Source organism: Micromonospora sp. NPDC005171, assembly GCF_040608575.1.
Taxonomy (GTDB): Bacteria; Actinomycetota; Actinomycetes; order Mycobacteriales; family Micromonosporaceae; genus Micromonospora.
Genome location: NZ_JBEXIM010000003.1, coordinates 142,019 through 154,541, shown reverse-complemented (window position 1 = coordinate 154,541; position 12,523 = coordinate 142,019). Strand labels below are relative to the sequence as shown.

Genomic DNA, 12,523 nt, shown 5'->3' with positions numbered 1-12,523 from the left:
ACGCCGGTACGGCAGGCTGTCCGTCGTGCAGCGTGATCAGTTGCTTGCGGGCCGCTACCGGCTCCTGGAACGCCTCGGCAGTGGCGGCATGTCGGCGGTGCACCGGGCGTACGACGAGGTGCTCGAACGGGACGTGGCGGTGAAGGTGCTGGTCGCCTCGGACACCAACGCCCGACAGCGGATCCGGGGCGAGGCCAAGGCCGCCGCCCGACTGTCGCATCCGCACGTCACTGGCGTCTACGACTACGGCGAGTCGACATTGGACGGCGCCCAGGTCCCGTTCGTGGTGATGGAGTTGCTCGGCGGGCACACCCTCGAACATCGGTTGGTGGTCGGGCCGTTGCCGCCACGCGCCGGTCTGCGGGTGTGCGCCGAGGTGGCCTCGGCGCTCGCCGCCGCGCACGACCAGGGGTTGGTGCACCGCGACATCAAGCCGGGCAACGTGATGCTCACGCCTACCGGCGCGAAGGTGCTCGACTTCGGCATCGCGGCAGCCGCCGGCGCCCCGGAGATCGACTTCGAGGGGCGGCTGCTGGGCACACCGGCGTACCTGGCGCCGGAGCGGTTGCAGGCCGGCGAGGTGCTGCCGGCCAGCGACGTCTACGCCCTCGGCCTGCTGCTCTATCGGGTGCTCACCGGCCGGCTGCCCTGGCCCGCCGAGGCGCAGACCGCGATGCTCCGCGCGCACACCCACGTCGAGCCGGACCAACTGCCCCAGATCGATGGCGTGCCGCCCGAGGTGCACCGGCTCTACGGCTGGTGCCTGGCCGGCGACCCGGCCGACCGGCCGCCGGCCGCCGACGCGGCCCGCATCCTGCTCGCCGCCGCCAGCGGAGCCACGCCCGAGGGCGCCGCCGTCGCCGCCGAACCGGCGACAAACGTCGCCGAGCCGACCAGCACCGAGCCGACCGGCAAGGGCCCGACCGGCACCGGGCCGACCGGCAAGGGCCCGACCGGCACCGGGCCGACTGGCAAGGGCCCGACCGGCACCGGGCCGACTGGCAAGGGCCCGACCGGCACCGGGCCAATCGGCAAGGGCTCGACCGGCGTCAGGCCGGCCGGCGGTTCGGCGGCGCCGATGACGCGCGGGCCGTGGCGTCGGGGGCGGGCCATTCTGACGGTCGGCGGTGCAGTGATCGCTGCGGTGGCGTTGGCCGGGTCGCTCGGCGACTTCGGCAATCGTCGTCCGGGGCAGAGCGCCGCGCCGACCGGCAGTGGTCCGGGCACCACCACGGTGGGGATGCCCCGCGCCGAGGAGCCGACCGACGGGCTCGGCGCCGAACCGTCCGCCGTGTCGCCGACCAGGAACACCGCGCCCGCTACCCGGAGCGGCCCCGCGACCGGTCCGGGCGGGACAGCGGCCCCGGGCCCAACGCCCACCACCGTGGGCCCGACCCCGACCTGGGCCACGCCGACCCCCACCAGCGGCGCCGGCGTACCCGTTGACGCGCGCGGCGGAACGGTCACCGTTCGCTGCGTGGGGAATTCGGTCGAGGTGGTCGAGGTGGTGCTCGCGCCCGATTTTCGGGTCGAGGCGTACGACCCGGGGCCGGCGAGGCAGATCGTTGTCGAGTTGACCTCCACGGCGTACCGCAGCGAGATCCGGGTGCAGTGCCCCAATGGCCAACTGAAGTCGAAGGTCAAGGAAGGCACCGCCTGATCGGGGGCCGGCGGGTGCCGCGCCCGGGACGTACCCGGGACGCGGCCCCCCGTTCCCGCCGGCCGGTCCGTCACCGCCCGGCCAGCGCACCCCAGCCCGGGTTCACCGGCTCCCGGCGTAGCGGCATGCCCGCCTCCGCTGGCGTCCGGTCACCCTTGCGCTGGTTGCAGGCGTAGCAGGCGGCGGTGGTGTTCCGCCAGGTGTTCCGGCCGCCGCGCGAGCGGGGCAGGATGTGGTCGATGGTGGAGGCCGGGCCCCCGCAGTACGCGCAGCACCTGTCGTCGCGGCGCAGCACACCGGCGCGCGACCAGGCCGGCCCGGAGTTGAACCTCCACCGGGTGACCACGAAGCGGACCAGCCGCACCACCCGGGGCATCGGGAAGACCCCGATCACCCGGTCTGGCTCGGCCTCGTGGATCTCGGCGACCCGACGGCAGAGCATGCGGACGGCGTGTTGGACGGTGACCCGGTGCAGCGGGCCGAGGTCGGCGTTGATGACGAGAACGGCGTCCACCGGAATCTCCTTCCGTGCTGATGACGAACAAGGCGACGACGAACAAGGCGAACGATGGACGGACAGCAAGAAGCCGCCCGGTCCGGCTGTCGGACGGGGCGGCTCAGCGCGTACGGCTACGCGTCAGTCGGGCCAGCCCGCCCGGGGACCTTCCGCTCGGTAACCGTCACCGAGCAGCGTCGACGGCACGGTGGTGACGTGCGACATCGTCATGAGCTGCTCCCGCGGTGGTGGTTGACCTTGCGCGCTCACGGTAGGTCGACGCGGGAGGTACCGGCAACGTATTTCGATCGGCCCGTCTCCTCGGGACGCCGCTGGCGGCGGGTGCGGGGTGTTGCTTTCGCGGCGGCCTGGGCGGTGGTCAGCGGCCGGTTCAGCCGCAGGGCCATCCGGGCCGTGAGTTCGCTGTCCAACAGGGGACGGTTGACCTCACCGGCGACCGCCAGCGCGGGCCCGGAGACCGACCGCCAGATCGCGGCCAGTCCGGCGCCGAGACCCACCAGGGCGACTGTGGCCCGAGTGGTCGGTGAGCCGGCGGCCGCGGCGGCACTCACCCCGACCACAGCGAAGAGCACCAACAGCAGGGGTACGAGCACCGGCCAGAAGATGCCTCGCGCCGCCTGCGCCACCAGCCGCCGGTCCCGGATGATCAGATTCCTGGCGATCACCGCGTAGTCCTCCTCGTCGAGCAGGTCACGCGGGTGCAGACCGCCGGTGAGCACGTCGCGCCAGAGGTCACCCTGGCCGCGCAGCGCCCGGCTCAGGGCGGCGGGCGTCGGCTCGGTCGGGTCCCCGTGGCCGGCCCGGTCGACAGCGCTCGCCCAGGTGGCCAGTGACCGGCGCACCACCGCGGCCGAGTAGGGCGGCAGCACGCTGGCCAGTTCGTCCAACCACCTGCTGATCTGGACCTGCCGGCCGCCGAACTGGCGCAGCAACTGTGTGACGTCGCCGGCTCGGACGGTGTCGGCCACTGATCGGCCCAGCCGGTAGGCGAGCCCGACCCGGTGGTTGGCGGCCATCGCCCAGCGCAGCACCTCCACGTTGAGGTCGTCGAGGGCGAGCAGCAGCGGCACCGGGTCGGCGGGGTCGGGCTGACCCAGGTCGGGCAGCAGGGCACGGGCCGCCGACGTGTCGGGCACCGGCCCGGTGTGCCGGGTGAGGTCGGCGATCTGGGCCAGGGCGACGTCCACCCCGTCGAGGTACATCCGCATCCGCCGGTGGGCGGACATCTCGGTGAGGTTGGAGAGTTTGGCCGGCGGTACGGCCGGGCGGGCCTCGACGAAGGCGCGCGGCTCCGCGTGCTGCCCGTGGTGGTAGGCGTCCGCCATCCACCAACCCAGCCGGAGCGCGGTGACGATGCAGGCGCGCTCGTCGCGGGTCAGCGGGTACGCGTCGTCGCGGCCGATCTCGTCGATCGACGAGCCGTCCTCGGCTCCGGCGTGGTGCAGTGGTGACATCTCCCGCTGCCCTCCCGCCCGGCCGATCGACGGTTGATCATTCGAGCGTACGGCAGCGAATCGGGGCTTATGTGGTGTTTTGTCGATTCAGCCTGCCGGCCAGCAGCCCGCGCGGTCGGATCGAGCGCACCGGCTCTGCCGCGCCACCCTCGGCGCGCAGGATGTGGTTCGCGGCGATGATCCCGGTCGCGGCCGAGCGTTCCATCAACGCGCTCGGGAAGTCCGTGGCGATGCCGTCGCCGGCCAGGTAGAGGCCGTCCGCGTCGGTGCGTACCCCCGGTCGCCAGGCGTGGCTGCCCGGCGTGAACGCCGGCGCCTGCGCCTCCACCCGGGCCCGCAGCTCGCGGACCCGCAGGTCGCCGGCCTCCGGCCAGAGCGCGACAAGCTCGCGGCGCATCCGCTCGGCCAGTTCCTCGGCCGGCACGCCGGGTTCGCAGGCGTACGCGTGCAGCTCGATGACCGACCCGCCGGTCTGCTGCGCCCAGCGCCGCGGCTCGTCCTCCAAGCGGTGGTAGAGCGTCACCGAGTCCAGAGTGGGCTGGCGGGAGACGCCGCTGAACACCGCCCGTTCGGCGGCCACGTCCCCGTCACACCAGTAGCGCGCCACCGCGTACGGCGGGCCGGGGGTGCCGAAGGCAGGCATCCGTGCGGCCAGCTCGGGGGCCTGCTCGGCCAGGTCCGGGGAGGCGGCGACCAGCGCCGCGAGCGCCGGCGGGTCGACGGCGAGCACGACGTGGCCCGCCGGGTGGCTGCCGCCGTCGGTGGTCGTCACCAGCCAACCCTCGGCGTCGCGGTGCACCCCGGTGGCGGCGCAACCGGTCAGGACCCGGCCGCCGTGCTTCTCCACGTGCCGGGTCAGCGGCTCCCAGATCGCCGTGGCGTAGTCCTCGTCCGGGCAGTCGAAGGCCAACCCCTCCGGGTTGCCGAGCAGGTAGAAGTGGAACTGGGCGACCATCTCGGCCGCCGACATCTCCGCCTCGTGGTTGAAGAACGAGTGCGAGAAGACTTCGAACAGCATCGCCCGCGCCCGGTCCGGCAGCCGCAGCGACGCCAGCAGCTCGTCGGCTGTGGCGTCGTCCAGTTCGGCGTAGGTGCGCACCGGGTCGTAGCTGAGCAGCGGCAGCGCCGCGTCCCGGTCCATCAGTCGCAGGTCGGCCAGGCGCAGGCTGGGGCTGCGCAGCAGCAGCGCGAGCAGGTTCGCCGGCGGCGCGGGCGGCAACTTGCCGAACTCCTCGGTCGGCCACTGCTCGCTGAGAATCGGGTAGCCCGGAATGGGCTTGAGGAAGCCCAGGTCACTGTCGATCCGGCGGAGGATGGAACGCCAGTTGTAGTACTGCCGGAAGAACGCGTGGAAGCCGTGCTCGTTCTGCTGGCTGCCGTCGGCGAGGGCCTCCGGCCAGGCGCCCAGTCGACCGCCGAGCGTCGGTGCCGCCTCCAGCACCGTGACCGCCACACCCCGTTCGGCAAGCACCACCGCCGCCGACATGCCGGCGATGCCGCCACCAACCACCAGCGCCGTGGTCGATCGCGGCACCCGGTCGGCGCCACCACCGCCCGGGTCCACCTGATGCTGCCGTACGCCGATCAGCCGACCTACCACTTGGGACAGCGCCATGGGCCCAGTCTGCCCCACCTGCGGCTTAGCCGTCCGGTAAGCAACGGCGGGGGCGGTCGGAGCCGGGCCAGACGTACTCCAGATCCGCTGGCACGTCGTCGCCGAACAGCGGGCGGTAGTGCGCCGGGTCCTTACGCAGCAGCGACGAACGGTGGCTCAGGTGCAGGTCGTCGCGGCCCAGCCACGGTGGCAGCTCACCGGCTCGGGCCAACTCGTCCTGGGTCCGTATCACGCCGGCCCCGCAGGCGGCGGCGAGGTCGACGGTCATCGTGGTGGCGCAGGTGTCGGCCCGCCCCGGCTCGGTCCAGACCGCACACATGTCCAGCCCGTAGCGGACGAGCGCCTCCTCGTACCCGGCCCACATCTTCACGGCCGGGTGGTTGCGCCAGCCGTACCCGGGTCGGGTGAGCCCGCGCAGCACCTGGATGGCCTCCACCCGCTGCTTGCCCAGCCGCTTCTGGTCCAGCGCGCGGGCGCTGGCCAGAAAGCCCGGGTACGGGAGGAACGTCTGCATGTCGGTGCTCTACCCGTCGCCGGAGCGGACATACCTGGTCACGGGATGATCCGGACGGGGTCGCCCACCATGGCCGTGCTGATTACGATCCGGGCATGGCGGAGCCGTGGCGGGACCGGGCGCGACGGGCGGTCGAGTGGAACTGGCGGCTGCGATCCGTCGGTGACCCGCGCCCGCACTACGTGATCTGCGGAAAGGACGCGCTCGCCTACTACGTGGCCCGGGCGATGCTCGAATCCGAACTGCCGGCGGGTGGAGCCCGGGTGACAGTAGTGGTGCCCGAGCGTTACCGCAGCAACGGGCCGGACGTGGCCGGGCTGCGCGGGGTCCGGGTGGTCCGCTCGGACCGGCTGGACGTGGCCACCTTCGAAGCCGCCGGCCTGGCCGGCGCGACCGGGCTGGCCCTGCTGCACCAGGACGACGTCGGCAACCTGCACGCCGCGCTCTGCGCCCAGGCTGTCGACCAGCGGGTCCGCCAGGTGCTGCGGATGTTCAACGGCACCCTCGCCGACGGCGTACGCAAGCTGCTTAAGGCCCCGGTCGAGGTGCTCTCCGACGCCGAGATGGCCGCGCCGGCCTTCGTGGCCGCCGCGCTCAACGAGGTCGACCCCAGTTCCTTCCAACATCGGGACAAGACACTGCGGGTGGCACGGCGGGCCGACGTACGTCCGCAGGACGTGGTGTGCGCGTTGGCGCACCTCAGCGAGGCGCAGGGGGTGGAGTTGCTGCCCGCCGATCAGGCCGGCGCCGACCTGGTGCTCGCCGAGGCGACCGGCCAGCCACCGGGCACCGAGGTCGCCGCCCGCCGGCTGGTCCGCGCGCGTCGGCGGCGCCGCCCGGTCGCGGTGGTGATGGGCGCGGTCCGCGGCTTCGCCACCCGCAAGATCGGCATCGCGGTGATGGTGGTGCTCGCGCTGATCGCGGTGCTGGGGGCGCTGATCTCCCGCGCCGAGGACGTCTCTCCGCTGGAGGCGCTGTACCTGACGCTCGTAACCACGCTCAGCGGCGCCGACCCGGACACCACAAAGGCGGCGGACGCGCAGATCATGCAGGTGGTGCTCAACCTGGCCGGGTTGGCGCTGATCCCACTGATCACCGCAGTGGTGGTGGACGGCATCGTCAACGCCCGGCTGGCCCTGCACACCGGCCGCCTGCAACCCGCGCGCGTCGGGCACGTCGTGGTGATCGGCCTGGGCAACGTCGGCACGCGGGTGATGGCGCAGCTGCGCGAGTACGACGTCGAGGTGGTGGCCATCGACAAGACCGCGGAGCCGCGCGGCGCGGCCCTGGCCCGCCAACTGGAGGTGCCGCTGATCGTCGGCGACGCCGCGTTGCCGGAGACGCTTGTCGCCGCCTCGGTGGCCGACTGCCAGGCGCTGGTGGTGGCGTCCACCGACGACGTGGCCAACCTGGAGGCGGCGCTCGCCGCCCGCGATCTCCGTGCCGACCTGCGCGTGGTGCTTCGCCTCTTCGACGGTGACTTCGCCGAACGGGTGGAGGAGACCTTCGCGCTCGGGGTGTCCCGGTCGGTCTCCTACCTGGCCGCCCCGGCATTCATCGGGGCGCTCACCGAACGTGCCGTGATCAGCACCATCCCGGTCGACAGGCACGCGCTGCCGGTCGCCGAGGTGCCGGTCGCCCCCGGCTCCGAGCTGGACGGTCGACCGCTGGACGTGGTCAACCGGGACGGGCAGGTCCGGTTGATCGCGCGTACCCCGGCCGGCGGCGCCAGGACGATCTGGTGGAAGGACCTCGACCCCCGGCAGGTGATCTTCGCCGGTGACCGGTTGACAGTTGTCGCCCGGCGGCGCGGATTGGACTGGCTGACCCGGCAGTGCGCCCCGCCGGCCCACCAGGCCCCGGTCCCTCGGCCGGCCGGGTCGGTCCACGGTGGGGTGCACGCCCCGGCGGCCGCAGCTCCCTCGGTGCCGGGCCAGACAGGCTCACTGAGCGGCGTGGCACCCCCCGGCGGGGAAGCGCCCTCGACAACCAACGGCGGCCCGGTTGACGAACGTGAGCTGACCCGCCGGCATGACGGGACCGGCGAGGTGAGCTGACGGCAACCGGCGCGGCCGGAATCGGTAGGCGTTGAGCGACAATCCATGGCATGCGTTTCCGCATCCTGGGGCCGACCCAGGTGGTGCTGGCCGACGGGCGAGAGGTCCCCGTGGGCGGTCCGCGGCTGCGCGCGTTGCTGGCGCTCCTCCTGCTCGACGCGGGCCGGGTGGTCTCCGCCGAGCGCCTGATCGACGGCCTGTACGGGGAGCATCCGCCCCGGGGCGCGGCCAACGCGCTCCAGTCCCAGGTGTCGCGGCTGCGCCAGGCATTGCCGGTCGGGCACGACCCGGTCGAGTTCCACCCGGCCGGCTACCGCCTCGCCGTGGATCCCGAGGATGTCGACGCGTACCGGTTCGAGCGGCTCGCCGAGGCGGGTCGCCGCGCGCTCGTCGACGGCGACTGGCCCCGGGCGTCGGCGGTATTGCGCGAGGCGCTGGAGCTGTGGCGTGGTTCCGCTCTGGCCGATGCCATCGGCCCTGCCGGCGCTCCCGTGCAGGCGGCCCGGTTGGACGAGCTGCGGCTGGCCGCGATCGAGGATCGGGTCGAGGCCGATCTGGCGTTGGGCGCGTCCGTGGCGCTGGTCGCGGAGCTGCGGGAACTGGTCGTCGCGCATCCGTTGCGGGAGCGCCCGCGGGGCCAGCTCCTGCGCGCCCTGGCCGCGCTGGGTCGGCCGGCGGAGGCGCTGGCCGAGTTCGAGGACGCCCGGCGCACCCTGGCCGAGCAGTTGGGCGCCGACCCTTCGGCGGAGCTGGCCGCGATCCACCTGGCGGTGCTGCGTGGTGAGGAACGCCTGTCGGCCGAGCCGGCGCTGCCGAGCCAGCTCACCACGTTCGTCGGGCGGGAGGACGAGCTCAAGCGTGTCGGTGACCTGCTCGGCGAGCGTCGGCTCGTCACCCTCACCGGCCCCGGGGGAGCGGGCAAGACGCGCCTGGCGATCGAGGCTGCGGGCCGGGTCGACGGGGAGGTCCGTTTCGTCGAGCTGGCCGGGTTGGCCGACGGTTCGGACGTACCGCAGGCGGTGCTGAGCGCGCTCGGCCTGCGTGACGCGGGCCTGCGCGCCCCGGCCGAGCCCGGTTGGCAGACTACCGATCGGCTGGTCGAGGCGCTGGCCGAGCGGCGGCTGCTGCTGGTGCTCGACAACTGCGAGCACGTCCTCGTCGACGCGGCCCGACTGGCGTCCCGGTTGTTGAGCGCGTGCCCGGCGATGCGCGTCCTGGCCACCAGTCGGGAGCCGCTCGGGCTGGCCGGCGAGGCGCTGTGCCTGCTGTCCGGGCTCACCCTGCCACCGCTCGGCGCGTCCGCGCTGGACGCCGACGAGTACCCGGCGGTCGGCCTCTTCGTCCAGCGGGCCGTCGACGTCGCGCCCGACTTCAGCGTCACGCCGGTCAACGTCGAGATGGTGTTGCGGATCTGCCGCAGCCTGGACGGCCTGCCGTTGGCGATCGAGTTGGCCGCCGCGCGACTGCGGGCGCTGTCCGTCGCCGAGGTGGCCGCCCGTCTCGACGACCGGTTCCGGCTGCTGTCGACGGGTAACCGGGCCGTGTCGCCGCGACACCGCACCCTCCGGGCCGTGGTCGAGTGGAGCTGGGATCTGCTCGACGACGCCGAACGGGATGTGGCCCGACGGCTGACCGTCTTCGCTGGTGGGGCCACGCTGGAGGCGGCCGGGCGGGTCTGCGGCCTGCCCACCGCCGAGTTCGTCGACGCGCTCACCGGTCTGGTCGACAAGTCCTTCGTGGAGATGACCGGCGGCCGGTACCGGATGCTCGAAACGGTGCGGGCCTTCTGCGCCGAGCGTCTCGCCGAGGCCGGTGAGGTCGACCAGCTTCGCCGCGCGCACACGGCGTACTTCCTGGAGTTCGCCTGGACCGCAAGCGACCACCTCCGGTGCGCGGAGCAGCTGCACTGGTTGCGACGGCTCGACGCGGAGCGGGACAACCTGCACGCGGCGTTGCGCCGGGCCACCGCGGCCGGTGACGCCTCCGATGCGGCGGCGATGGTCGCGGCCCTGTCGTTCTACTGGTGGCTGCGCGGCATGCGCGGGGAAGGGGCGCGGCTCGCCGCGGACGTCCTTGAGCTGCTCGGCACCGAGGCGCCGCCGGGGCTGGCTGAGGAGTTCGCCCTCTGCGTCTACAACGCCTCGCTCGCGGGCTCGGGCTACCTGCCGTCTGTCGGGACGCAGTCGTCGGTGATCCGCAGTCTCGACCGGCCGCCGCGACAGCCGTTCCTGCTGTACCTGTCGGGGATCTCGACCGGGCCGCCGTCCGGTGGTGCCGAGGATGTCGACGAGCTGATGGGGGAGCTGCGACGGCTGGTCGGCCCGGACGTGTGGATCAACGCGCTCGGCGCGATGGGCAGCGGCTCGGCGCTGATGTGGAGCGGCCAGTGGGACCGGGCCAGGACCGCGCTGGCCACCGCGCTCGACGGCTTCCGTAGCACCGGGGACCGGTGGGGCGCCATGATCACCCTCGGTGCGCTCGGGGAACTGGCTGCCTGGCAGGGTGATCCGGAGGCGGCGGGCGCCCACATGGATGAGGCCATGGGACTGGTCGAGGCGCTCGGCTCGGCCGTCGACCAGTCCGACATGCTGCGTACCCGGGGTGAGATAAGGCTGCGCGCCGGTGACCTCGCGGCGGCGCACGACGACTTCGCCGGTGCGCTGCTCCTCGCGCAGCGCAGCGGCGCGCCCGAGTTCGTGGCCAGCGCCCGACTCGGCCTCGCCCAGGTGGCCCGACTGCGCGGTGAGCTGGCCGAGGCGAGGCGGTTCTGCGAGGAGGCGCTGGCCGGTGGGCTCACCGGCTGGTACGTCGGCGAGGCCGCCCGCGCCGAGATCCTCCTCGCCCTTGCCGAGATCACCGAGGCGGAGCAGGCCGGTGCGTCGCCGTCAGCGGACGGTGCGTGATCCGTCAGCGCCCGACCGCACCGTGGGGGCATGACGACATTCGAGGTGGTCGCCGAGGGTCTGGGCAAGCGGTACGGCCCGACCCGCGCGCTCGACACGTTCGACCTGACAGTGCCGGCCGGCACGGTCCACGGACTGCTGGGACCGAACGGCGCGGGCAAGACGACTGCCGTACGGATCCTCACCACGCTGCTGCGCTTCGACACGGGACAGGCCACAGTGGCCGGGTACGACGTGCTGCGCCAGCCGGACGAGGTGCGCGCCCGGATCGGGCTGACCGGGCAGTACGCCGCGGTCGACGAGATCCTCAGCGGTCGACAGAACCTGGAGCTGTTCGGCCGGCTGTTCCGGCTCGACCGACGGGAGGCCCGCCGTCGCGCCGGTGAACTGCTCGAACGGTTCGGGCTCGACGAGGCGGCGAGCCGGTCCGCCGGTGAGTACTCGGGTGGGATGCGCCGCCGACTGGACCTCGCCGCCAGCCTGATCCGCACGCCGCGTGTGCTCTTCCTGGACGAGCCGACGACCGGCCTGGACCCGCGCAGTCGCAACCAGGTGTGGGACCTGGTCCGTGGTCTCGTCGCGGAGGGGACGACTGTGCTGCTCACCACGCAGTACCTGGAGGAGGCCGATCAGCTGGCCGACCGGATCTCGGTGATCGACTCCGGTCGGGTGGTGGCCGAGGGTTCGCCGGACCAGTTGAAGGCGATGACCGGTGGTGACCGGATCGAGGTGGTGGTCCGCGACGCGGCCGAGTTGAGCCACGCTGGCCGCGTCGTCGCGGCGATCTGCGGCGCGGAGCCCGAACTCGACCCGGAGGTCCGCCGGCTCAGCGTGCCGGTGGTCGATCGCGTCGCCGGCCTGGTCGACGTGGTCCGCGGCCTGGACGACGCCGGGATCGCCGTCGAGGACGTCGGCCTGCGGCGCGCGACGTTGGACGAGGCGTTTCTCCACCTGACCGGGCACCGGCCGGATGAGGCCCGGGAACCAGTGGCCGCCGGACGGAAGGCGGACGTGGCATGACCACTGTGATCGCCGACGGTTGGACGATGACCAGGCGGAACATGATCCACGTGGTCCGCGCGCCGGAGGAGCTGATCCTCTACTTCTCGCTGCCGATCATGTTCGTGCTGGTCTTCGGGTACGTGTTCGGAAGCGGCATGCAGGTGTCCGGTGGTGGCAACTACCGCGAGTTCCTGCTGCCGGGGGTCTTCGTGATGACGATGCTGTACGGGCTGGGGGCGACCGCGACCGGCGTGGCGCTGGACCTCAGCCGGGGTGTGGTCGACCGGTTCCGGTCGATGCCGATGGCCCGGTCCGCCCTGATGACCGGTCGCAGCGCCGCCGACCTGCTGCGCGCCCTGCTGGAGATGTCCACCCTGCTGATCTGTGGGCTGCTCGTCGGGTGGCAGTGGCGGCAGGGCGTCGGTAAGGCGCTGCTCGCCGTCGGGCTCCTCCTGCTGCTGCGAATCGCCATCACCTGGGTCGGCATATACCTGGCGCTGCTGGTCCGCAACCCGGAGACGGTCGGCGTGATCGTCTTTCCGGCGGCGTTTCCGTTCACCGCGATCTCCAACGTGTTCGTGTCTCCCGAGCTGATGCCGTCGGTCATCGGGACGATCTCGGAGTGGAATCCGTTGTCGGCGACCGTCGCGGCGATCCGCGAACTGTTCGGCAACCCGGGGCTGGGTGGCGACTCCTGGCCGGCGGAGCACGCGATGCTGTTGGCGGTGCTGTGGCCGGTGCTGCTGATCGCGACGTTTGCTCCGCTCGCGGTGCGCCGCTACCAGCGGTTGAGTCGCTGAC

At 73.0% G+C, this 12,523-nt stretch carries 9 protein-coding genes; 5 read left to right on the top strand and 4 right to left on the bottom strand.

Annotated features, from left to right (window positions below):
- Positions 1-25 precede the first annotated feature (25 nt).
- Complete coding sequence (locus tag ABZU74_RS07260; RefSeq protein ID WP_355419410.1) at positions 26-1,660, top strand: protein kinase; 1,635 nt, start codon at positions 26-28, stop codon at positions 1,658-1,660.
- 70 nt (positions 1,661-1,730) lie between these two features.
- Here ABZU74_RS07260 and ABZU74_RS07255 read toward each other — a convergent pair whose 3' ends face one another.
- From ABZU74_RS07255 to ABZU74_RS07240, 4 genes are all read right to left on the bottom strand, one after another.
- Positions 1,731-2,174: an HNH endonuclease gene (locus ABZU74_RS07255; RefSeq protein ID WP_124818902.1), complete on the bottom strand. Its 444-nt coding sequence runs from the start codon at positions 2,172-2,174 to the stop codon at positions 1,731-1,733.
- Between the two features lie 248 nt (positions 2,175-2,422).
- Positions 2,423-3,631 (bottom strand): hypothetical protein, encoded by a 1,209-nt coding sequence (locus ABZU74_RS07250; protein WP_355419408.1) that lies wholly within the window; start codon positions 3,629-3,631, stop codon positions 2,423-2,425.
- Positions 3,632-3,698: 67 nt separating this feature from the next.
- The gene (locus tag ABZU74_RS07245) at positions 3,699-5,246 is read right to left on the bottom strand and encodes an FAD-dependent oxidoreductase (protein WP_355419406.1); all 1,548 of its coding nucleotides are present in this window, start codon (positions 5,244-5,246) and stop codon (positions 3,699-3,701) included.
- A 25-nt stretch (positions 5,247-5,271) separates the two neighbouring features.
- Positions 5,272-5,760 carry an MSMEG_6728 family protein gene (locus ABZU74_RS07240; RefSeq protein ID WP_355419404.1) on the bottom strand — a complete coding sequence of 163 codons (489 nt, stop codon included), beginning with the start codon at positions 5,758-5,760 and terminating at the stop codon, positions 5,272-5,274.
- A gap of 95 nt (positions 5,761-5,855) precedes the next feature.
- On the opposite strand from ABZU74_RS07240, the gene ABZU74_RS07235 reads away from it, so the two are divergent.
- Genes ABZU74_RS07235 through ABZU74_RS07220 form a run of 4 tightly spaced genes read left to right on the top strand, consistent with a single transcriptional unit; the run spans position 5,856 to position 12,522 of the window.
- Complete coding sequence (locus tag ABZU74_RS07235) at positions 5,856-7,817, top strand: NAD-binding protein (protein ID WP_355419402.1); 1,962 nt, start codon at positions 5,856-5,858, stop codon at positions 7,815-7,817.
- A 50-nt stretch (positions 7,818-7,867) separates the two neighbouring features.
- Complete coding sequence (locus ABZU74_RS07230; RefSeq protein ID WP_355419400.1) at positions 7,868-10,720, top strand: BTAD domain-containing putative transcriptional regulator; 2,853 nt, start codon at positions 7,868-7,870, stop codon at positions 10,718-10,720.
- Positions 10,721-10,750: 30 nt separating this feature from the next.
- Positions 10,751-11,740, top strand: a complete 990-nt coding sequence (locus tag ABZU74_RS07225) for an ATP-binding cassette domain-containing protein (protein WP_355419398.1) — start codon at positions 10,751-10,753, stop codon at positions 11,738-11,740.
- The gene (locus ABZU74_RS07220; protein ID WP_355419396.1) at positions 11,737-12,522 is read left to right on the top strand and encodes an ABC transporter permease; all 786 of its coding nucleotides are present in this window, start codon (positions 11,737-11,739) and stop codon (positions 12,520-12,522) included. Before ABZU74_RS07225 ends, ABZU74_RS07220 begins: the two co-directional genes overlap by 4 nt.
- Position 12,523 lies beyond the last annotated feature (1 nt).

What these genes read in the sequence shown, in the direction of transcription:
- ABZU74_RS07240 (WP_355419404.1), bottom strand. Translation starts at nt 5,760, where the DNA reads ATGCAGACGTTCCTCCCGTACCCGGGCTTTCTGGCCAGCGCCCGCGCG.
- ABZU74_RS07225 (WP_355419398.1), top strand. Translation starts at nt 10,751, where the DNA reads ATGACGACATTCGAGGTGGTCGCCGAGGGTCTGGGCAAGCGGTACGGC.
- ABZU74_RS07250 (WP_355419408.1), bottom strand. Translation starts at nt 3,631, where the DNA reads ATGTCACCACTGCACCACGCCGGAGCCGAGGACGGCTCGTCGATCGAC.
- ABZU74_RS07220 (WP_355419396.1), top strand. Translation starts at nt 11,737, where the DNA reads ATGACCACTGTGATCGCCGACGGTTGGACGATGACCAGGCGGAACATG.
- ABZU74_RS07230 (WP_355419400.1), top strand. Translation starts at nt 7,868, where the DNA reads ATGCGTTTCCGCATCCTGGGGCCGACCCAGGTGGTGCTGGCCGACGGG.
- ABZU74_RS07235 (WP_355419402.1), top strand. Translation starts at nt 5,856, where the DNA reads ATGGCGGAGCCGTGGCGGGACCGGGCGCGACGGGCGGTCGAGTGGAAC.
- ABZU74_RS07245 (WP_355419406.1), bottom strand. Translation starts at nt 5,246, where the DNA reads ATGGCGCTGTCCCAAGTGGTAGGTCGGCTGATCGGCGTACGGCAGCAT.